19 protein-coding genes are annotated in these 21165 nt (G+C 48.9%); 9 read left to right on the forward strand and 10 right to left on the reverse strand.

Annotated features, from left to right (window positions below; all coding sequences use genetic code 11):
* Positions 1 to 58 precede the first annotated feature (58 nt).
* Together ACN0R8_RS07490 and ACN0R8_RS07495 are read left to right on the forward strand one after the other, a co-directional pair.
* The gene (locus tag ACN0R8_RS07490) at positions 59 to 337 is read left to right on the forward strand and encodes a cyd operon YbgE family protein (protein WP_417596468.1); all 279 of its coding nucleotides are present in this window, start codon (positions 59 to 61) and stop codon (positions 335 to 337) included.
* 154 nt (positions 338 to 491) lie between these two features.
* Positions 492 to 1445 carry a DNA ligase gene (locus tag ACN0R8_RS07495; RefSeq protein WP_417596469.1) on the forward strand — a complete coding sequence of 318 codons (954 nt, stop codon included), beginning with the start codon at positions 492 to 494 and terminating at the stop codon, positions 1443 to 1445.
* A 76-nt stretch (positions 1446 to 1521) separates the two neighbouring features.
* Here ACN0R8_RS07495 and alr read toward each other — a convergent pair whose 3' ends face one another.
* The 4 genes from alr to ACN0R8_RS07515 all read right to left on the reverse strand — a co-directional run bounded on the left by alr (position 1522) and on the right by ACN0R8_RS07515 (position 5313).
* Positions 1522 to 2601 carry an alanine racemase gene (gene alr / locus ACN0R8_RS07500; RefSeq protein ID WP_417596470.1) on the reverse strand — a complete coding sequence of 360 codons (1080 nt, stop codon included), beginning with the start codon at positions 2599 to 2601 and terminating at the stop codon, positions 1522 to 1524.
* A gap of 149 nt (positions 2602 to 2750) precedes the next feature.
* A complete protein-coding gene (locus tag ACN0R8_RS07505; protein WP_417596471.1) occupies positions 2751 to 3134 on the reverse strand; it encodes a RidA family protein in 384 nt (127 codons plus the stop codon).
* A 136-nt stretch (positions 3135 to 3270) separates the two neighbouring features.
* Positions 3271 to 4524, reverse strand: coding sequence for a D-amino acid dehydrogenase (locus ACN0R8_RS07510; RefSeq protein WP_417596472.1), 1254 nt, complete (start codon positions 4522 to 4524; stop codon positions 3271 to 3273).
* 291 nt (positions 4525 to 4815) lie between these two features.
* Positions 4816 to 5313, reverse strand: a complete 498-nt coding sequence (locus tag ACN0R8_RS07515; protein WP_417596473.1) for an Lrp/AsnC family transcriptional regulator — start codon at positions 5311 to 5313, stop codon at positions 4816 to 4818.
* 158 nt (positions 5314 to 5471) lie between these two features.
* Here ACN0R8_RS07515 and ACN0R8_RS07520 point away from each other — a divergent pair, with 158 nt between their 5' ends.
* Complete coding sequence (locus ACN0R8_RS07520) at positions 5472 to 6143, forward strand: LysE family translocator (RefSeq protein ID WP_417596474.1); 672 nt, start codon at positions 5472 to 5474, stop codon at positions 6141 to 6143.
* A 401-nt stretch (positions 6144 to 6544) separates the two neighbouring features.
* Here ACN0R8_RS07520 and dinG read toward each other — a convergent pair whose 3' ends face one another.
* The 4 genes from dinG to ACN0R8_RS07540 all read right to left on the reverse strand — a co-directional run bounded on the left by dinG (position 6545) and on the right by ACN0R8_RS07540 (position 12348).
* Positions 6545 to 8689 carry an ATP-dependent DNA helicase DinG gene (dinG, locus tag ACN0R8_RS07525; RefSeq protein WP_417596475.1) on the reverse strand — a complete coding sequence of 715 codons (2145 nt, stop codon included), beginning with the start codon at positions 8687 to 8689 and terminating at the stop codon, positions 6545 to 6547.
* Between the two features lie 116 nt (positions 8690 to 8805).
* Positions 8806 to 9060 (reverse strand): TIGR02647 family protein, encoded by a 255-nt coding sequence (locus ACN0R8_RS07530; RefSeq protein WP_077242654.1) that lies wholly within the window; start codon positions 9058 to 9060, stop codon positions 8806 to 8808.
* Positions 9061 to 9309: 249 nt separating this feature from the next.
* A complete protein-coding gene (gene rhlB / locus ACN0R8_RS07535; RefSeq protein ID WP_417596476.1) occupies positions 9310 to 10653 on the reverse strand; it encodes an ATP-dependent RNA helicase RhlB in 1344 nt (447 codons plus the stop codon).
* Between the two features lie 189 nt (positions 10654 to 10842).
* Positions 10843 to 12348 carry an FMN-binding glutamate synthase family protein gene (locus tag ACN0R8_RS07540; RefSeq protein ID WP_417596477.1) on the reverse strand — a complete coding sequence of 502 codons (1506 nt, stop codon included), beginning with the start codon at positions 12346 to 12348 and terminating at the stop codon, positions 10843 to 10845.
* A gap of 199 nt (positions 12349 to 12547) precedes the next feature.
* On the opposite strand from ACN0R8_RS07540, the gene ACN0R8_RS07545 reads away from it, so the two are divergent.
* From ACN0R8_RS07545 to xthA, 6 genes are all read left to right on the forward strand, one after another.
* Complete coding sequence (locus tag ACN0R8_RS07545; RefSeq protein ID WP_417596478.1) at positions 12548 to 13825, forward strand: imelysin family protein; 1278 nt, start codon at positions 12548 to 12550, stop codon at positions 13823 to 13825.
* Between the two features lie 72 nt (positions 13826 to 13897).
* On the forward strand, positions 13898 to 15391 hold the full coding sequence (locus tag ACN0R8_RS07550) for a di-heme oxidoredictase family protein (RefSeq protein ID WP_417596479.1): 1494 nt from the start codon (positions 13898 to 13900) through the stop codon (positions 15389 to 15391).
* Positions 15391 to 16533, forward strand: coding sequence for an imelysin family protein (locus ACN0R8_RS07555; RefSeq protein WP_417596480.1), 1143 nt, complete (start codon positions 15391 to 15393; stop codon positions 16531 to 16533). Before ACN0R8_RS07550 ends, ACN0R8_RS07555 begins: the two co-directional genes overlap by 1 nt.
* A 1-nt stretch (position 16534) precedes the next feature.
* On the forward strand, positions 16535 to 17710 hold the full coding sequence (locus tag ACN0R8_RS07560; protein WP_417596481.1) for a DUF1513 domain-containing protein: 1176 nt from the start codon (positions 16535 to 16537) through the stop codon (positions 17708 to 17710).
* A 243-nt stretch (positions 17711 to 17953) separates the two neighbouring features.
* Positions 17954 to 18163: a hypothetical protein gene (locus ACN0R8_RS07565; RefSeq protein ID WP_417596482.1), complete on the forward strand. Its 210-nt coding sequence runs from the start codon at positions 17954 to 17956 to the stop codon at positions 18161 to 18163.
* A 42-nt stretch (positions 18164 to 18205) separates the two neighbouring features.
* Positions 18206 to 19021, forward strand: coding sequence for an exodeoxyribonuclease III (gene xthA, locus ACN0R8_RS07570; RefSeq protein ID WP_417596483.1), 816 nt, complete (start codon positions 18206 to 18208; stop codon positions 19019 to 19021).
* Between the two features lie 151 nt (positions 19022 to 19172).
* Here the strand turns inward: xthA and ACN0R8_RS07575 are convergent, their stop codons facing one another.
* Positions 19173 to 20099, reverse strand: coding sequence for an electron transfer flavoprotein subunit alpha/FixB family protein (locus ACN0R8_RS07575; protein ID WP_417596484.1), 927 nt, complete (start codon positions 20097 to 20099; stop codon positions 19173 to 19175).
* Positions 20100 to 20101: 2 nt separating this feature from the next.
* A complete protein-coding gene (locus ACN0R8_RS07580; protein WP_417596485.1) occupies positions 20102 to 20851 on the reverse strand; it encodes an electron transfer flavoprotein subunit beta/FixA family protein in 750 nt (249 codons plus the stop codon).
* Positions 20852 to 21165 lie beyond the last annotated feature (314 nt).

Below are 21165 nucleotides of genomic sequence, written 5' to 3' on the forward strand. Positions count from 1 at the left end.
ATGCCAGATGCTGGCTTTTTCAAATTCAAAAAACGCTTCCTTCTTAGGAACTGCTGCAATGACAATTCCTTACCCTAAAGCCCGCTGGACACAAGCGCTATCACTTATCAGCGCCATCATTATCAGTGTTGTACTGACGGCTTATCCCCGCCTGATTGCAGAATCTATCCATGAGGTAGATCACGGCCTGTTCACCCTGTTTATGTGGGCGATCAGCGCAGGATTTATCCATGGCGTTGGTTTTGAGCCCAAAGCTACTATCTGGCGACTGGCGTTTAACCCCATTATCGCCTGGCTTATCATTGTGTATGGGTTAGTCGAGTATCTAATTCATTAAAGACATGTTATAGCCCAACGAGAACGGATCAGGCCTGCAGCAATATGTGCCCCTTCGTTGTCTGGGCTTTTTTCATACTGCCAACACTTGCACTTAAACAGGTTGTTATCTAAATTTAGAAGACATTGTTAACATCACTCAAGGAGGAAGTGATATGCGCTATGGTGGAAACCTGTTCAAGGCTGACTCTCCTGTAAGATATTCCGAAAAAGCTAAACAGAACCGACGCTGTCGGGCTATCCTCAGTTTGGGTTCCCTCTACCTGTTTGCCCCCTCTGGCCTTTGGGCCGATACACTTATCCCGCCACCCGATAGCTCTCCTTTGCCACTCATGCTGGCTAAGCATTACCAACAACAGGACAATATCCGGGACTACTGGGTCAGTGAGAAGCTCGATGGTGTAAGAGCTTTCTGGGATGGCTCACAACTCAAAACCCGACAAGGTAATCCTATCCATGCCCCTCAATCAATGCTGAACGCCCTGCCCAGGACTCCTTTAGATGGTGAACTCTGGCTGGGCCGCGGCCGCTTTGCAGAAGCTTCTGGCCTGGTACGTCAGCATGAACCCTTAGCAGCCGACTGGGTTGACATTCAGTACCGCATTTTTGATCTACCAAACCAGCTCACCTCCTTTGACCAGCGGGTAAAAGCCATCGAAGAGCTTTGCCAGCAGCTGAACCTCCCTTGGCTAAAACCGGTACAGCAGTTCCGCTTGCCTGACCGCGAAGCCCTGAACCAGTATCTGGAGCAGCTCACAGAAGAGGGAGCAGAAGGTCTTATGCTGCACAGAGGCAGTGCTCTGCATCAGGTTGGGCGCTCCGATGATCTGATGAAAGTAAAACTCTACGAAGATGCAGAAGCCGTTGTTTTAGGCTACACCCAAGGTAAAGGCCAGTTTACCGGCATGATGGGGGCTCTGAAGGTTCGGCTGGCAGATGGCCGGGAGATAAAAATAGGCAGTGGATTCAGTCATGCTGAGCGCAGAACACCACCATCAATTGGCAGTGTTATTACCTATCGTTACAACGGTCAAACGTCCACCGGGTTACCCCGTTTCGCACGCTTTATGCGCATCCGGGATGACTATGAGGCAAGGGATTTAAAGTAAAGACTCACTATAAAACCAGAAAAGGCTCCTCTGCGAGAAGCATGGGAGCCTTTTTCAGCAACGTAATCCGGGCAAGTTACTTTTTATAAACCCGTGGAACACGAGGCGTAATGCCGGTAAACAGGGTATAGGATATGGTATCCGAACAAGCTGCAACCTGATTCACATCCACCTGTTCACCCCATAACTCAACCGGATCACCTATTTTAGCCTCCGGCTGATCCGTCAGATCCAAGGTCATCATATCCATAGAGACCTTACCAATAAGCCGGGTCATTTTGCCATTCACGGCCACTGGCGTGCCATCAATGGCGTGACGAGGATAACCATCGGCATATCCCATGGCGACAACACCCACACGGGTTGGTTGCTCAGAGGTAAAGCGACGACCATAACCCACAGGCTCCCCTGCAGGAAGTTCACGGATAGCAATAATCTCAGAGCTAAGAGTCATCACAGGTTTGAGTCGTGCTGCATTTTCAGTTTTCTGATCCAGCGGTGAGGCACCATACAGCATGATACCCGGGCGCACCCAATCACCGTGGGCTTCCGGCCAGTGCAGGGTTGCTGCGGAGTTTGCCATACAGTGCTGCAGCCCAAAACGGTCACAGGCAGCATGGAAATTTGCCATCTGGGTTTGGGTGTACTCACACTCCAGTTCATCGGCACAAGCAAAGTGCGTCATGGCAATCACATCCGAAACATGCTCCATCTTCTGTAAACGCTCAACCGCTTTGGCAAAACCTTCAGCATTAAACCCCAGACGGTGCATACCGGAATCAAATTTCACCAAAACCGGTAACGGCTGAGAAAACGTGTGTTGCTCCAGAGCCTCCAACTGCCACTCACTATGCACGGCAGTCATCATCCGGTACTTATCAACAAACTCCAGCTCATCAGCGGTAAAAAAACCTTCCAACAGAACCACGGGCTGTTTAATACCGTTTTCTGCCAACTGCAATGCCTCTTCAATGCAGGCGACACCAAATGCATCGGCCACATCCGCCAGATATTCTGCTGCTTCTATCGCACCATGGCCATATGCATTCGCTTTGATAATAGCCACCGCCTTGCGGCCCGGAGCCAGTTCTTTTGCCAACAGATAGTTATGTTTTAATGCAGTCAGATCAATTACAGCTTTTGCCGCCCGAGCCATGAGCCGGTCTCCATCTCGTTATGATATTGAGTGTCAGATACAGGGTTTTGCAGTACAAAAAATCAGGAAAGAAACAGAGCGGTCTACTCTGGCGCAAACAGCTCTGTCACGCAGCACACCAGGCACTGCATTAGCAAAAAACGGTTGAATTAAAGCGCCAAAATGCCTTCAACTTCAACATCAACCCCTTTGGGCAGTTCTTTAACACCCAGTGCAGCGCGAGCCGGGTAAGGTGCAGAGAAGTAACGCTCCATCACTTCGTTAACCTTGGCAAAGTTACCCAAGTCTGGCATATAGATATTCAGCTTAACAACGTTCTCCAGAGAACCGCCTGCCGCTTCAGCAACAGCCTTCAGATTTTCAAACACCTGTACAGTCTGTGCTTCAAAGGATTCAGTGACCACTTCCATTGTTTCGGGGTTCAGTGGAATCTGACCGGACATAAAGACCAGATTGCCTACCTGTACCGCCTGTGAGTATGGGCCAATTGCTGCAGGAGCATTGTCAGAATGAATGATTTTTTTATCTGCCATGGTAAAAAAGCCTCTTTTAGAGCAGTGTATGATAAGTCATAAAAAAGGCAGGCCCGAAGACCTACCTAAGCACAAGATGCGAGTAAGAACAGAACAACAAGTGCAAAAAAATTACAGGCTGAAGCCTTAGGGGAAATCAGTTGTAGCGGGCAACATCCAGATCAGCCGGATCAATACCGGTTTCATTACCGGAGATAAGGTCTGCCAGTAGACGTGAGGAACCGCAGGACATAGTCCAACCCAAAGTTCCGTGTCCGGTATTCAGGGATAAGTTAGAGAACTTAGTTTTACCAATAATAGGTGTACCATCCGGCGTCATTGGCCGCAGACCTGTCCAATATTCAGCCTGAGAAATATCGCCACCATCCGGAAACACATCAGAAACTACCATGGAAATAGTATCCAGGCGCTTCTGTGGCATCTCCAGGTTATAGCCAGACAATTCAGCGGTACCTGCCACACGAATACGGTCATCAAAACGGGTAATCGCAACCTTATAGGTCTCATCCATAACGGTAGAAGCCGGTGCCGCATCATAATCGGTGATCGGCATCGTCAGGGAGTACCCTTTAATCGGATAAACCGGCAGGTCAATACCCACCTGCTTCATCAGCTGACGGGAGAAACTGCCCATGGCAACAACATAGTGATCCGCTGTCAGCGTACCGGCGGATGTCTTAACCCCTGTCACTTCTCCGGCTTTATCCTGCAGACCGTGGATCTCAGTATCAAACATAAATTTCACGCCCATCTCTTTACAGAGATCAGCCAGCTTGTTGGTAAAAGCGTAACAATCGCCAGTCTGATCACCAACCATGCGCAGACCACCAACAAACTTTTCTTTAACACGGCTCAAAGCAGGCTCATATTGCAGGACACCATCCATATCCAGCTCCTGGAAATCAACTCCGAAGTCGCGTAGTACGGCAATATCCTTCTGAACCGCCTCAACCTGCTTCTCGGTTCGGAACAGCTGGGTCAAACCTTGCTGGCGATCCTCATAACGGATGCCGGTTTCTTCTCGAAGCGCATCGATAGACAGACGAGCATACTCTGAAACACGCACCATACGGGATTTGTTAACGGCGTAGCGGCTTTCAGTACAGTTGGCCAGCATCTGTGTCATCCAGGCGTACTGAAATGGATCCAGCGTGGCGGACATTTTCAGCGGCGCGTGAGTCTGAGTCAGCCATTTCATCGCTTTAAAGGGGATGCCTGGAGCCGCCCAAGGGGTGGAATAACCGAATGAAACCTGGCCAGCATTGGCATGGCTCGTTTCCATCGCAGGAGAATCCTGACGGTCAACAACGGTTACCTCATGGCCCTGTTTTGCCAAATAGTAAGCTGTGGTAACTCCCACAACACCGCTACCTAAAATCAGAATATTCATACGTATCCACTCCAAAGAGTCCTGGCTTTCACTCACCAGACAGGTTTAAAACGAAGTTATTGTTTTTCTGGCAAGCCTCTAAGGAACAGATGATTTCCCTAAACAAAAGCAACTAACCAGCGAATACGTATAGATTATTATACTTCAATCAAAAAATGACACTTATTTGAACCTATAAAAAAGACTAAAAAACCTTTAAAAACAACAACAACAGAAAAAACCATCTGTCCGCAAATCAAAAACCAGCTTATATATCCATAAGCAGGTAAAGCATCTGAAATATGACTGCGCCTAATCTTGCTCTACAGGTAAACCGGCATCTCTTTTAACCTCTTTTACCGATATGTGAGACTGCACCGCGGTTACACCCGGAATACGGCGCAACAATGTGATACGTTCAGAGAACTCATCCATATCCCGTGCCACCAACTGCAACAGGTAATCCACACTGCCCGTAATACAGTGGCACATCTGAACCCAGTCAAACCCGCCGATCAACTCTTCAAAGCGATTTGTCAGTGCAACATCGTGACTAGCAAACGACACCTGGGTAAAAACGACAATGTCATAACCCAGCTTCTTACGATTCAAAACCGTACGGTACTGCTCAATATAGCCGCGATCCTCCAGCCTTTTCCAACGCCGCCAGCACGGCGTTTCACTTAAATTAACCTGCTCTGAGAGCGCACTGTTACTAATACGGGCGCTGGACTGTAGCTTGCGCAGAAGCTGCAAATCTGTCGCATCCAACTCACCATGAGAAATATCTTTTCTTATTTTGCTCATCATTAGGGATTTCTTTTAACTAAGGCATTAATTTGAGTATAGATAGCAAATTCATTTCCGACAATTCAGATAGACTTTCTCCTATGGCTACCTTCCCATCCGGAGGATGGCAACACACACATCACCCTCTTATTACCTCAATCAACAATAGGAAAAAAACAGTGGCATTACCCCAAATCATCAGCGATGTTCCGCAAATTAATACCGGACTGTTCAGCAGTGTATTAACTCTTTTGGTGGTCCACTTTATTGCCACGGTCTCACCTGGACCAGAGTTTATGCTGATATCCAAAGAAACCCTGACCAAGGGGCGTAAAGCAGGCTTTGTTTCATTAGCCGGGACGCTATCGGGTCTGGGTATTCATATTCTTTATTCCGCTATGGGCCTAGCTGCTATATTGGCGGGCTCGCCGAAAGCACTGCTGGCTATTCAGGTTCTTGGGGGCAGTTATCTGATCTATTTGGGTATAAAAGGCTTGCGGGCTAAGCCTGCAACTGATGAGCAGGGCTGTCATATCAATATTAGTGCGGAGTCATCGGGGGCTTACCGAAAAATTTTCAAAGCGGGTTTTATCTGCGATATTCTGAATCCAAAAGCCCCTGTGTACTATGTGACTTTGTTTACTTTAGTGTTATCACCGAATATGCCTGTGCAGCACTTGGTGATCTATGCTGCCTGTATTGCAGCTGTTCACGCTGGCTGGTTTGCACTGGTCATTTTCCTGCTATCAACACCAAGCATTAACCAGCGGTTCAAACAGGTTAGTCACTGGATCGACCGCTTACTGGGTGGCGCTATGGTTCTAATCGGCCTGAAGGTACTCTCCCATTAACCCTGAAGGTACTCTCCGATTAGCAATGAACGCATCCATTAGTAATGGACGCATCAGCCCTCGTCCAATGGAGCGGGGTATAAACAGTAAAAGGAAAAGCTCAAGGTTAAAAAATAAATACGGTTGACCTACGAGCGTCAGATCAAATGCATTCAGAATGCTGGGCAGGATAAAACGTGGTAAACAGACAGGTTCCGCTTTTATTCAGATGTAACCGGAGTTATTTCTATACAACTCACTCAGGATATGTGTTTAGCCAAGCAGATAGTCAGCTTCCATGCCGACCATACCCCACATCACCTCCATGTGGGGCATATCATAGGTCGAAAATACCGAAGGAAATACTATTTCAAACCCTAAAAAACCCAAGGGAATTCCCTAGTTAGAGCATTTTAGTGGATTTAAAACGCCCGTCTGAAAGGCGGCAAACTATTTAAAATTTGTTTGCCATAGCGCTTAGTCTGCACCCGGCGATCTAATAACGAGATCTTGCCGGTATCCGTCTCCGTTCTCAGCAAACGCCCGACTGCTTGCACCAACCGAATTGAGGCATCCGGAACAGTGATCTGCAGGAAGGGGTTGCCACCTTTCGCTTCGATCCACTCAGACAGAGTCTTTTCCACAGGATCATCCGGCACTGAGAATGGAATACGGGTAATCACGACATGGGAAAGATATTTTCCGGGCAGATCGATACCTTCAGCGAAACTGGCAAGGCCAAAAATAATACTGCCTTCATCTTTATCAACACGACTACGGTGCCGCTCCAACAGCACCTGCTTAGTCAGATCACCCTGAACCAGAATCGTATTCACTAAACTGGCGGGCATCTTATCCAGCACATCCCGCATCTGGCGACGGGAAGAGAAAAGTACCAAAGTACCTTCATCAGTAGACACTCTGTTTTTGATAAAGCTGACAATCTGACCGGTATGGACATCGGCCTGAGTTGGGTCGCAAGCCTCTTCCGGCAGCTCCAAAATACCGTTGGAGGCAAAATCAAACGGACTAGGTACAACAAGACAATCCGCATCCTCTGGTAGTCCTGCACGGGTACGGATGCGCTCAAAGCTTCCCAAAGCTGTCAGAGTAGCGGATGAAAGTACTGCCCCAAAGCAGGGCTGCCAGAGGTTTCGAGCTAACGTGCCTGCAGCACTGATCGGACTGCAGGAAACTTCCAGATCAATATCCACCTGCTGATTCTGCAACGTAATCCAGCGTGCAATCGGCATAACGTCCTCTGCCTGGGGCGTGGCATACATCCCCCAAAGCTCCCAGGCAGCCACTGACCGACTATGCAGCATGGTCGCCAGCGGCAGCCATTGCTCTCCCTCTTCCCGACCTAAAGGGCCGGAGGTTTCCGGGTCCATGGCATCTTTAAGCTGCTTAACCATAATCTCAAGTTTCTGGCACAAGCTGGCAAAGCTTATCTTCAGATTCAAAGCACTCTGAACGAGTACTTCCGGGACAACCCCTTTCTCAAAACGATGAACCGGGCGAATATCCCGATCCATGTTCTCCGGTGAGAACTGAGTGATTTCGTGCAACTGGCGATAACACTCGGCCAGCTCCACCTCAAGATTATTCAGAATTTCCGGCAGCTGATTCAGCTGTTTCACAATCAGAGGGTCCTGTCCCAATTCACTGTTCAGGTCCGGCAGTGATTTTTTCAGCAACCGTAACCACTGCAGAGAAGCGTTCACACGGAAGCTTCCGGCAAAATGATCAATTGCTTTATCCGGCAAGTGGTGGCCTTCGTCAAAAATATAAATGGTATCCTGAGGGTCTGGCAGCACAATACCGCCGCCAAGGGAGAGATCCGCCAGCACCAGATCGTGATTCGCCACGATAATATCTGCATCATCCAGTTCGTTACGAGCTTTGAAGAAGGCACAGCTACTAAAGTTGCTGCAGCGACGATTAGTGCACTGGTTATGGTCCGTGGTAATGCGCCGCCAAACTGGCTCTTCAAGGGAGTCCTTCCAGCTATCTCTGTCACCTTCCCATTTGCCGGACAAATAATGCTGGGCCATCTCCTGATAAAGTGCAGTCGCTTCTTTTGATGTATTGGTCTGGAGAAACTCATCAAACAGAGAAAGCGTACTCTGGGCAGGGTCAACGCCGTTAGCATCTTCTAAGGCCTGCTCAAGCCTGCTTAGACACAGATAACGGCTGCGACCTTTTGCCAGAGCATATTTAAACTGAATTTCAGCATAGGTTTGCAGGTCCGGCAAATCTTTAAAGATCAGCTGCTCCTGTAATGCCACGGTTGCGGTGGATACGACAATGCGCTTGTCGCGCTCTTTCGCTACCGGTAGTGATGACACCAGATAAGCCAGAGTTTTACCGGTACCTGTACCGGCCTCAATGGCGCAGATATGAGGGCCTGATGTGCGTATGCCATCTGACGCAGTCTGGATGTTACCCAATGTGCGGGCGATTTGAGCCACCATAAGACGCTGCCCTTGTCGGGCCCTCAACTCACGGTTTTTCAGGAAAGTAGAATAGGCAGTCTGGATATCAGATTTGATGGCGTCGGTAAGCATGCTGGCCTCTTTTCGATAAGGCAACAATTTTACCCGATGGCACTCTGCGGTAACAGCTTATTCAAAGAAAGGCTGAAGGCAGCCAGTGAATCGGCCACCTTGTTTATCAGAGACGATTACCCCTGAAGCTCAGCTTCAGCTGCAGAAAGTATCGTTTTCAATGCCTGAGCATGCTCTGTCGCCGTATGCCCAAGTGAGGTCAGATAACCACCATCCTCCTGAGTAATAAGACCTTTTTCAAACAAACGGCAGGTTGCTGCAATCAGATCCGGTTCGGCGTTGGAATGAACCTTAATTCCCTCCTGCATAGAACTGAGATTAAACTGGAGTAATACATTAATTTCCTGATGTTGCGCTTCACTTAACAGCATAGAGGTTGCCTCATTTATTGTTATCGCACTTACTTTAGTTATCGCACTTACTTTAATTAAATCGTGTATTAATACGTCAGGCCTACACCCCAACTCTAGCAAGTTTCCAGGGGTAAGTGTTAGGGAAAAATAAGCACGGAGTCACCCGTTTCAGTTCAATAACAGAATAAAAACAGCAGGATAAAAAATTGAGATAAAAAAACCGGAGACTAAGCCCCGGTTTTCATCTGAACAGAGAGAGACCTCTACTCAACCATTATCAATCAGGCTGATATCCGGTTGCTGACTCTCAATTTTCTTACCGATAAACTCTTCGATATCCGGCAGCACAAAAGCATCCTCTTCACCGATAAAGCTGATGGATACTCCCAGGGATCCGGCACGACCTGTACGACCGATACGGTGTACATAATCTTCCGGGTCGTCCGGCAAGGTAAAGTTCACCACGTGGCTTACGTCATCAATATGGATACCACGACCGGCCACATCTGTTGCGACCAATACCTGAATAGAACCGTCCCGGAATTTCTCCAGTGTAGAGATACGCTTACGTTGCTCCACTTCACCGGATAGCATCGCGACACTAACACCGGCTTTTTTCAGCTGATCGCACAGGTCACGCACACGGTCACGGCGGTTAGCAAATACAATCACCCGATCCCAACCCTCTTTCCGCATCAGGCTGATCAGTAGCTTCTCTTTATCAGAATCCGCAACAATGTAAGCGTGCTGTTCTACGTTAACGTTGGTTTGCTCTTCAGACTCGATCTCAATACGAACCGGCTCATAGGTCCACATATCCGCAAGGTTTTCCACATCCTGCGGGTAGGTCGCACTGAACAGGAAGGTCTGGCGCTCTTCCTTCTTCGGTGTAGCTCGAATGATACGCTTCACATCCGGGATAAAGCCCATACTCAGCATGCGATCTGCTTCATCCAGAACCAGCACTTCCACTTCACGCAGATCCAGGTCACGTTTCTGATGGAAGTCCAGCAGACGACCCGGTGTTGCCACCATAATGTCGATCTGGCCTTTCAGCTGATCACGCTGTTTTTGGTAATCCATACCACCCACGATAGAGACCACGTTAAAGCCACAGTGCGTGTTCAGCTGGTGAGCATCTTTCGCAATCTGCATAACCAGCTCACGGGTTGGCGCGATGATCAGAGCCCGAGGTGCACCATTTTTTTGCAGACCTGGCCCTTCCTCTTCCAGGAAGTAGCTCAGAATACTGATTAGGAAAGCCGCCGTTTTTCCGGTACCGGTCTGAGCTTTACCAATCATATCTTTGCCCAACAGGGTATGTTCCAGCGACTGCCCTTGAATTGGCGTGCAATACTCAAAGCCAGCTTCATGAATTGAGCGCATCAGTGGCAATGGCAGGTCAAAATCATGGAAACGATGCTGGCCTTCTACTTCCGGTACCACAAACTGAGAGAGATCCCAGTTATTCGTTGGTTTTTTCTTTTTGAATGGCGGGCGGCGACGGCGCTTATGGCTTCGCTTGGCATTGGCGGATTTAGCCCTGGATTCATTACGCTGTTGTTCGTTATTTGATTCGGAAACTTTCTGATTTTCGGATGGGTTTGACACGGGTTTTTCTGCTCCTGAAACCCTGAACGCATCAGGGCTTTGTCATTAATCTATTCGCCGTTTGACGTATTGTCTCAGTTTTTACGCTCCGACACATTTTTTTCTGCAAAAAAACAGCTGTCAGAGCAACATATAAGTAAAAATTTATTAGAACCCTGAGGGATTTTTATCCATTTAAAAGTGCAGACTCTAATCTGCTTTTTCCCTCAGTGGTACATAATTCCCCGGATAAAGCACCGCCAGATTCTCAGATAGACCCGAGGCCGTTACCATCTGGCTATGGTGACGGCGAAGCTCACGAGGTTCTCGGGCACCACAGGAGTGAGCAATCACACCAACTTCATTGATAAGGTGCTGGTGGTAACTGGCAACACGGACAGATTTATCCTGAGGATTTAATCCCTCCTGCAGATCCGGGTCATGGGTTGTCACACCCGATGGGCAGGTATTCCTGTTACACTGCAGTGCCTGAATACAGCCCAGCGCAAACATAAACCCTCGCGCTGTCACCGTAAAGTCCGCACCAACGGCAATAGCCCAGGCCACATCTGTTGGGTTAATCAGCTTGCCGGATGCGATAACCCTCACCCGGTCCCGTAAGCCAAAGGCCTTCAGCATATCCACCACCAATGGCAGACTCTCCTTCAGAGAAAGGCCAACACTATCCATTAATGGCATAGGGGCTGCACCGGTTCCCCCCTCAGCACCATCCAGAGTGATAAAATCCGGAGCACTCTCCTCACCTCTGTGATTAATTTCGGCAAAAAGTTCATCCAGCCAGGCGTGGCTGCCTAAGACAAATTTAATGCCCACAGGCTTACCCGTCACACTCCGTACCCGGTCTATCATATCTAAAAGATGAGACGGGCTATTAATATCGGGATGGCGATTAGGGCTAATCGAATCCTCACCAGCCTTAATCCCCCGGATCTCTGCAATTTCTGGTGTTACCTTTTCTCCGGGAAGAATACCGCCTTTACCCGGCTTCGCACCCTGGCTCAGTTTGATTTCAAACATACGAACCTGGTCAATTCCAGCAATCTTCTTAAGCTTTACATCGCTAAGCTGACCATGTTCATCACGAACCCCATATTTAGCCGTACCGATCTGAAAGACAATATCGCAGCCTCCGGAAAGATGATAAGGAGATAACCCGCCCTCACCGGTATTCATCCAGCAACCTGCTACCTGAGCACCTGCTGACAACGCTTCAACTGCAGGGCGAGACAGCGCACCAAAGCTCATGCCGGAAATATTAACGATGGATTTAGCATAAAAAGGTTTTTCGCAGTACATACCCACCTGGAGCGGCGGTGACTCCACCGCATCTTCTTTCAGTGTTGGATAAGGCGTATTCAGAAAAATGACAGCACCCGGTTTATGGATATCCCGGCTGGAACCAAAGGCGACGGTATTATCAACATTTTTTGCCGCCCGGTAAGCCCAACTTCGCTGTGCACGATTGAAGGGTAACTCTTCCCGATCCATAGCAAAAAAGTACTGGCGGAAAAATTCCCCAATATATTCAAAGAAATAGCGAAAACGTCCCAAAACCGGAAAATTCCGACGAATGGTGTGCTGCGTCTGGTGTTTGTCGACGTAATACATCACCCCAACAGTCACAATACCCGCCAACAGTAAAAGTCCAAGGCCGATCACCACCACATCTAAGATTAATATAGCAAACTGATCCATGAGCGCTCCTTATATTCCAGAAGTGCTGATCATACCTGATTCAGTAATTTGTGCATTGCATCCTCTAAGGTAAGTTTCTTCACAAATAGCAAACAACATCAATTCTTATTTATATAATGTATTGATAAGACTTCTCATTTGTATTTTAATAGACAACACCATCCGAATTAAAACTAACTATCGATGCAAAGGGAATACGATGCAAAAACGTACACTGGCTCTTGCCGTTGCACTGGCCGCTGGCATTTCTGGCTGTAGCCTGATGCCATCTGCAGAGAACAACCTGACTCAGGAGCAGCAGGTTGTTAAAACTTATGCTGATGTTGCCTATGCCACTTTTGATGATGCCTACCTGACAGCAGTTGAACTGCAGAAGTCTGTTGACATGTTTCTGGCCGAGCCTAGTGCAACAGGCCTTGAAGAGCTGAAGGGCAAATGGAAAATCGCCCGGGAACCTTACCAACAAAGTGAAGTCTTCCGCTTTGGTAACGCTATCGTCGATGACTGGGAAGGGCAGCTGAATGCCTGGCCTCTTGATGAAGGTCTGATCGACTACGTTGACGACAGCTACTACCAGCACGAGCTTGGCAATCCCGGTGCAGAACTGAACATCATTGCTAACAGCCAGGTTCAGATCGGTTCCGATACAATTAACTTCGGTGACATCACACCTGACAAACTGGCGAACATCAATGAGCTGGGCGGTTCCGAAGCGAACGTAGCAACAGGTTATCACGCAATCGAGTTTCTGCTTTGGGGCCAGGATCTGAATGGCACTCGTACCGGCGCAGGTGAGCGCCCTTACACAGATTATGTTCAAGGTGCTGGCTGCACAGGTGGTCACTGTGACCGCCGGGGTGCATATCTGAAAGCAGCCGTTGACCTGCTGGTTGCCGACCTGGATTGGATGCGCCAGCAGTGGGATGCTGACGAGTCTGGTAACTACCGTGCAACACTGATGTCCGAACCGGCTGATCAGGGATTGCGTAAAATGCTGTACGGCATGGGTAGCCTATCTCTGGGTGAGCTGGCAGGTGAACGCATCAAGGTTGCGATGGAAGCGAACTCCACAGAAGATGAGCACGATTGTTTCTCTGATAACACTCACTACTCCCATTTCTTTAATGCAAAAGGTGTTCAGAACGTTTATCTGGGTAAATACACCCGGGTTGACGGATCTGTTGTAAACGGCACCAGCCTGAGTGATCTGGTTCAACAGCAGAACCACCCTCTGGATACGGCTCTGCGCCAACAACTATCACAAACTCAGCGTACATTACAGAATGTTGTTGATCTTGCAGAAGGCCCGCAACAGATCAAATTTGATATGATGATCGCACCGGGCAACAAACAAGGTGAGCAATTGCTGACCAGCACTATCAATACCTTAGTACAGCAAACCCGTTATATTGAGCAGATTGCTGGCACACTGGGCGTTGACGCTCTAAACCCTGACACAGCTGATCACGAATTCTAATCTAAGCTGTATTTACAGGATTTACCACAAACGACCTCCGGGTCGTTTGTGCGTTTTCAGAGACCGAAAAAAATGATTCAGATCAAAATTCAAGACCTGTACAGCAAATTCAAATATCCCGCTAAAACAGGCCTACTGGCAAATAATTCAACAACCTCAACCACATTTCTGGCAGGCAGCTTATTACTGGTATTAGCCTCTAGTCCGGCGGCCCATGCAGAACCGCAAAACCCTCGCTTAGGCGGTATGACCAGTGTTAACCAAAGTGACCGTAACGCCTTCTCGCGCCCCTCTGCGAATCTATCGCCACTGCGTCAGCTGGACTTTAAAGTTGGCAACAGCTTTTTTAAAGCCCCTTGGGTCATGGCACCGGCCAGTACGACAGCAAGGGATGGCCTTGGTCCTTTAATCAATACCAATGCCTGTCAAAACTGTCACCTGAAAGATGGCCGGGGTCATGTCCCTGCATACAACCCAGACCGTGATGCGATGACCGGCCAAGCTGTCAGCCTGTTTCTCCGACTGAGCCGCCCAGCACTCACGGAAGCCGACAAACAGCAGCAAGCCAAATATGGCCCACTACCGGATCCGGTTTATGGCGGACAGCTACAAAACATGGCAACGCCGGGAATCACACCGGAAGGTGAAATGAAACTCACCTATACCACCAAAACAGTGACGTATCCGGATGGCCACCAGACCGAGCTACAGGTGCCTCATTACGAACTGATCAACCCGGCTTACGGTCAACCTACCCCAGGCTTGCATATGTCTCCACGGATTGCTCCACTGATGGTCGGTCTTGGGCTTTTGGAGCTGGTTTCCGAGCAGGATATTCTGGCTAACGCCGACCCTGATGACAGTAATAATGATGGTATTTCCGGTAAAGCAAACTATGTCTGGGATAGACAGAAGCAAGCAACCGCTCTGGGTCGCTTTGGCTGGAAAGCCGCTGAGCCAACCCTAAAACAGCAAAACTCCGGTGCTTTTGCCGGTGATATGGGGCTAACCACTTCACTGCATCCGGACACAGACTGCACCAGCAGCCAACCCTGTGAAAAGAGCGTATCCGGTGGTACTCCGGAAGTACCGGATAAAACACTGAACCATGTAACCTTCTACACCCAGCACCTGGCTGTTCCGATGCAGCGCGCAGGCGAATCTGAAGCGGTACAGCAGGGCTATCAGCACTTTAAGGATGCAGGCTGTAATCAATGTCATGTTGAGCACTGGACAACTGGAAAAGCCTCTGACAGACCTGAGTTATCAAACCAGAAAATCCGTCCATTTACTGATCTCTTACTGCATGACATGGGAGAAGGATTAGCCGATAATCGCCCGGAATATCTGGCTAATGGCCGGGAATGGCGTACCGCACCACTGTGGGGAGTCGGCGTAAACAAAGTCGTCACGGGCCAGGAAAACTACCTGCATGATGGGCGGGCCCGCACCCTCGAAGAAGCGATTCTATGGCACGGAGGCGAAGCCGAAATACCCCGTAATCATTATATGGCACTTGATAACGACCAACGCCAACAACTGTTACAGTTTCTGGAGTCTCTTTAATGTTATACCCATTCAACCTACTTCGACTCTCGCAGAACCTGGGTTCTGCGCTTGTCCTTCTGTACAGTGCATCAATGCAGGCCGCAGAAAAACCCGCATTTAATTACGATGCTTACACACACTCCGTTGAACAGACACAACTGCAACAAATGCAGGAGTTCATCGGCCTGAGTACCCGCCTCAATCAGACGGTACAAAAAGTCTGTACATCCCCTGGGCAGCAAAACCATGCATCGTTACAGGACTGGTCATCCTTACCGGCTCTGCAAGAGCAATGGCGCAATAGCTATCAGCAATGGCAAAAGCTACAGGTCTTCCCATTAGGGCCGAATAATGATGTCACTACCCGCCTGAATATCAGCTTTTGGCCTGATAAGAAAAACCTGGTTGAACGTAAAGCCCGTGCGCTTTTAAAACAGGGTGATCAGGCTGAACTGAAAAATGGCGGTATTGCGCTACAGGGCCTGACCGCCAGTGAGTATCTGCTGTTTGACCCCAAACACCTGAAACACTCAACACCTGCAGATAGCTGCCATCTGTTAATGGCTATCACATATAAAAGTCAGGAAAACGCTACGGCAATGTTAACCCGTTGGCAACAAAGTGAGTTTCTGAGTCACTGGCATGATGCCGCACTGGGTAATGACACCTTCGCCAGTACCAAACAAGCCACAGGCTATCTTGTGGATGGTCTGGCTCAAATCCTTGAACAGATGGCCAAGTACAAACTCTACAAGCCCTTTCGACTAAATGATGCCGATGCGCAGCCAAATCCTTACCTGGCAGAAAACTGGCGCAGTGGCCAGGGACTGGTTAGCCTGAAAACCAACCTGGACCAGATCGAAGACTACTATCTCGGTCTGACGGTGCAGGGCCAGACACAACCGGTGAACGGCCCGGATCTGTTACTGCGTCATTTAGGTTTTGCCGATGAAGCTGATGCCATCAAAGATGCTTTCGGGCAAACACAAAGTCAGCTGAAGGCATTGACAAAAATGGGCACAGAGGCCTATCAGACTATGGACGGCAAAACTGCAGCCACGGCGCTTAACCTTCAGATTAAAAAGCTTGAACGGGCACTGAAAAAACCACTGCCTCATTTTCAGTTGGCACAGCGCTTTAACTCCGCCGATGGTGACTGATATGCCCGATGACATCTCCAAAGATACTATCACCGTTAGCAGAAGGCATTTTCTGCAAAGCGCAAGTAGCAGCTTGTTGCTGGGCAGTAGCTTTTTCCTTGGCAGCGCTAGGCCACTCCTCGCCGCTACTCCATCGGAAAAAAGCCCCCAAACTCTGCACCTGGCCAGTAGCGTTAAGACAGATACAGCAGGCCATCAACTGCTGACTCTGCAAGGGAGCCAGCCTAATATGCAGAAAAGCGGCTGGCGTGGTCACCAGGCGGTAGCTTCACCCGATGGTCGTTTTCTGGTTTCTGTTGCCCGCAGGCCTGACGCTCAATTACTGATAGAAGATATCAAAAGTGGACAAAGCTATTTTGTGAATGCTGATGAAGGGCGACACTTCTATGGTCATGGCCTGTTTACTCCGGATGGGCGCTGGTTCTACGCCCCGGAGAATGACTATGACGCAGTGCGTGGTGCTATCGGGCGATATGATCCACAAAATAACTTCAAAAAGGTAGCGGAGTGGGATAGTCATGGCGTTGGACCTCATCAGATCGCCTTTTTGCCCCTGACTAACACTGAAAGCAAAGCTCACCCCATTATGGTGATTGCAAATGGCGGCATAGAAACACACCCGGACTATCCACGCATTAAGCTAAACCCTGAGACCATGCAGCCCAACATTAGCTATATCAATGGCAATGGTGAACTGCTGGAGCAGATAGAGCCGCCACATCATCAGCTGTCATTACGCCATTTGGATGTGGCTGTCGATGGTCAGGTTTGGGTCGGTGCGCAATATCAGGGGGAGGTTTTTGAAAGCCAAAATCTGATTTTCAGCCATCGAATGGGGAATCCCAGCCTGAAGCCAGTTGAAGCGGCAAACACCCTCTGGCCTCAGCTCAGGGGATATATTGCCAGCGTGAGTTGCCACAGGACCAGTGACACGGTCTGTATCACAGCACCCCGTGATAACTCTGTTACCTTTTGGCAACGCTCAACCGGCAGGCTGATTAAGACACAAAAGCTTACGGATTGTGCCGGAACCTGTGCGCACCCTGAGCTTCCGATCTACTATGTCAGTAGTGGCAATGGTGACCTTGCCGCCTTTGATGCCGGGAGTGGTAAAAAAATCTGGCAACAGAGCTTTGCAGGCATTCACTGGGATAACCATCTCACCTGGATCTCCTAACCTGAATGCAGCCTGCGGCAATTGCAGAAGAGAGTGGGTTTTAGCCTACTCTCTTCGACATTACTGACAAGCTGTCAAATTAAAGCAACATGGATAAATGAGATGGCCGTTGTATCCAGACGGCCTCTGTCCTAAAATGCCCGCCCTCTGGCGCTTTTTTCGTAAAACGTCCTGAAAAGACCTTTCCCAGCAAGATTTATTGCGCCAATGACCCATTTATCCAATGATAAAAGTGAGCCTGATATGTCCCGTTCAAAGAAAAGCCGCTCGCTGAAAGGCAAGGCCAATATCCGCACCGGAAAAAAAGAAGATTTTAAAAAATGGCGTGAAGAACAGAGCGCCTTAGGCATTGTCGGCCCAAAATCTGCCGCCCATAAGAAGAAAGATAAAAAGCGCAAAGAGCAGGCTGCTAAAAAACTGGCCCGTATGGGTGTGACAAAAGCCGATAGTTAAAAGCAGGTCATCAATTTCTTTTAAATAACAGGATTTTTTACTGTGAAAATTATCAGCTTCAATATCAATGGAATCCGAGCCCGCCTACACCAGATTCAGGCGGTTATTGACCAGCTGCAACCTGATGTCATCGGTCTGCAGGAGATTAAGGTTCACGATGACGCCTTTCCACTAGCAGATATTGAAGCCACAGGTTATCACGTTGAGTTCTACGGCCAGAAAAGCCATTACGGTGTCGCACTGATGTCGAAAAAGAAGCCTGTTGCAGTACGCAAGGGCTTCCCGACAGATGACGAAGATGCCCAACGCCGTATGATTATCGGAGATTATGAGGCTGCCGATGGCTCTGTGGTGACCGTGATGAACGGCTACTTCCCTCAGGGTGAAAACATCAAGCACGAAACAAAATATCCGGCCAAGCGTAAGTTCTATGCGGATCTGCAAAACCTGCTGGAAAGCGAATACAACAAGGATCAACAGGTCGTGGTGATGGGTGACTTTAATATCTCCTCCACAGACTGGGATATCGGTATTGGTGAGCAGAACGCCAAACGCTGGTTACGCACCGGAAAAACCAGCTTCCAGCCGGAAGAGCGTGAATGGTTTGATCGCTTGCTGGGCTGGGGTTTAGTCGACAGCTACCGGGAACAGCATCCGGAAGATAACAGCAAGTTCAGCTGGTTTGATTATCGCAGCAAAGGCTTTGCCGATGACCCCAAGCGTGGACTTCGTATCGATACCTTGCTGCTAACGGACAGCCTGATGCAAAAGTGCACAGATACCGGTATCGACTATGAGATTCGGGCCATGGAAAAACCATCAGATCACTGCCCGGTTTGGGCTGAGTTCAAGTTCTGAAGACAGGCAGAAGCCTAATACTCAGAGCCATAAAAAAAACCTCCACAGGATATCCTGCGGAGGCTTTCTGTGTTCCGACTTCCTATATACAGATGATGGGAAGCCTGCGATTGAACACATAACTATCAGGTAGCTATTAAGTAAGCCGTATTTACAGCTTACCCTCCAGCTCAGGCAGAGCGGCGAACAGATCACCCACCAGACCGTAGTCTGCTACCTGGAAGATCGGTGCTTCTTCATCTTTGTTGATGGCAACGATCACTTTTGAGTCTTTCATGCCAGCCAAGTGCTGGATCGCACCGGAGATGCCCACAGCGATATACAGCTCAGGCGCTACAATCTTACCAGTCTGGCCAACCTGCATATCGTTCGGTACAAAGCCTGCATCAACTGCAGCACGAGATGCACCAACCGCTGCACCCAGCTTGTCAGCAACCTTGTTCAGCAGCTCGAAGTTCTCACCGTTACCCATACCACGACCACCGGAGATCACTACCTTAGCAGCGGTCAGCTCAGGACGATCAGATTTCGCCAGCTCTTCACCAACAAATGCAGATTTACCGGCATCCTGTGCGTTATCCAGAGATTCAACAGTAGCAGAACCATCTGCAGTCACTGCATCAAAGCCCGTACCACGAACCGTGATTACTTTGATCGCATCATCAGACTGAACAGTCGCAATCGCGTTACCGGCGTAGATAGGACGCTTAAAGGTATCGGCAGACTCAACCGTAATAATGTCAGAGATCTGAGCCACATCCAGTAGCGCAGCAACACGCGGCATGATGTTCTTGCCGTTAGACGTTGCCGGTGCCAGAACGTGAGTAAAGTCTTTACCAAGCTCAGCAACCAGCAGAGATACGTTTTCAGCCAGCAGATGCTCATAAGCGGCGTTATCCGCAACAACCACTTTTGCTACGCCGTTCAGCTTTGCAGCCTCTTCAGCAGCTGCGCCACAGTTGCTACCGGCAACCAGTACAGTGATATCACCACCGATCTGCTGAGCCGCTGCAACCGTATTTGCAGTAGCACCCATCAGAGCAGCATTGTTGTGATCAGCTACGACTAAGATACTCATGATCAGATCACCTTCGCTTCGTTTTTCAGTTTTTCTACCAGCTCGTCTACGCTGCCCACTTTAACGCCCGCACTGCGCTCTGCAGGTGGCTCAACTTTTAGGGTCTTCACTTTAGACGCCACATCAACACCCAGATCAGCCGGAGTCTTAACATCCAGTGGCTTACGCTTGGCTTTCATGATATTTGGCAGAGACGCATAGCGTGGCTCATTCAGACGCAGGTCTGTGGTCACGATAGCAGGCAGGTTCAGTGCAACCGTTTGCAGACCGCCATCAATCTCACGGGTTACATTCACTTTTTCGCCATCAACAGCAACTTCAGAAGCAAACGTACCCTGAGGCATACCTGTCAGCGCGCCCAGCATCTGACCGGTCTGGTTGTTATCAGAATCGATAGACTGTTTACCCAGAACCACCAGACCCGGCTGCTCTTCTTCAACCAGCTTAGCCAGAATTTTAGCGACACCCAGAGAGTCTACTTTTTCGTCAGTCTCAACCTGGATTGCACGATCTGCACCCAATGCCAGCGCAGTACGCAACTGCTCCTGAGCGGTTTTAGGGCCAACAGATACAACAACGATCTCTGTTGCGATACCTTTCTCTTTCAGACGAACCGCTTCTTCCACTGCAATCTCGCAGAACGGATTCATCGCCATTTTAACATTGGTCAGATCAACGTCAGAGTTGTCCGCTTTAACACGAATTTTGACGTTGTAGTCAATGACTCGTTTGACAGCAACTAATACCTTCATAAATTCCTCGTTCTTTGTTCTTACATAACTTAACGTGACGAGCTTTAGCCGGCAGGGGCTCTGAAATAAGCTATAAATCCTGCCACATTTTTTTGGCAACACAGCTCAGCACACGGAGGGTTGCAATTAATAGCTGTGCTCCCGGAATTCGTTTCAAACGAGCGTTTGCTGCACTCGCAATCCCATAATGACTATTTTTTGGGTTTAGGTCAAATTCCTTTCTAAACTGACGGGTCACAATTTAGCCGCTATACTTGCTGCACCGCATTAAACACCCAGTTTAATTTATTGACTGTTTTTTCTGTCTTGTCCGG

It is taken from the genome of Oceanospirillum sp. (assembly GCF_048265165.1).
Classification (GTDB): Bacteria; Pseudomonadota; Gammaproteobacteria; order Pseudomonadales; family Halomonadaceae; genus Oceanospirillum.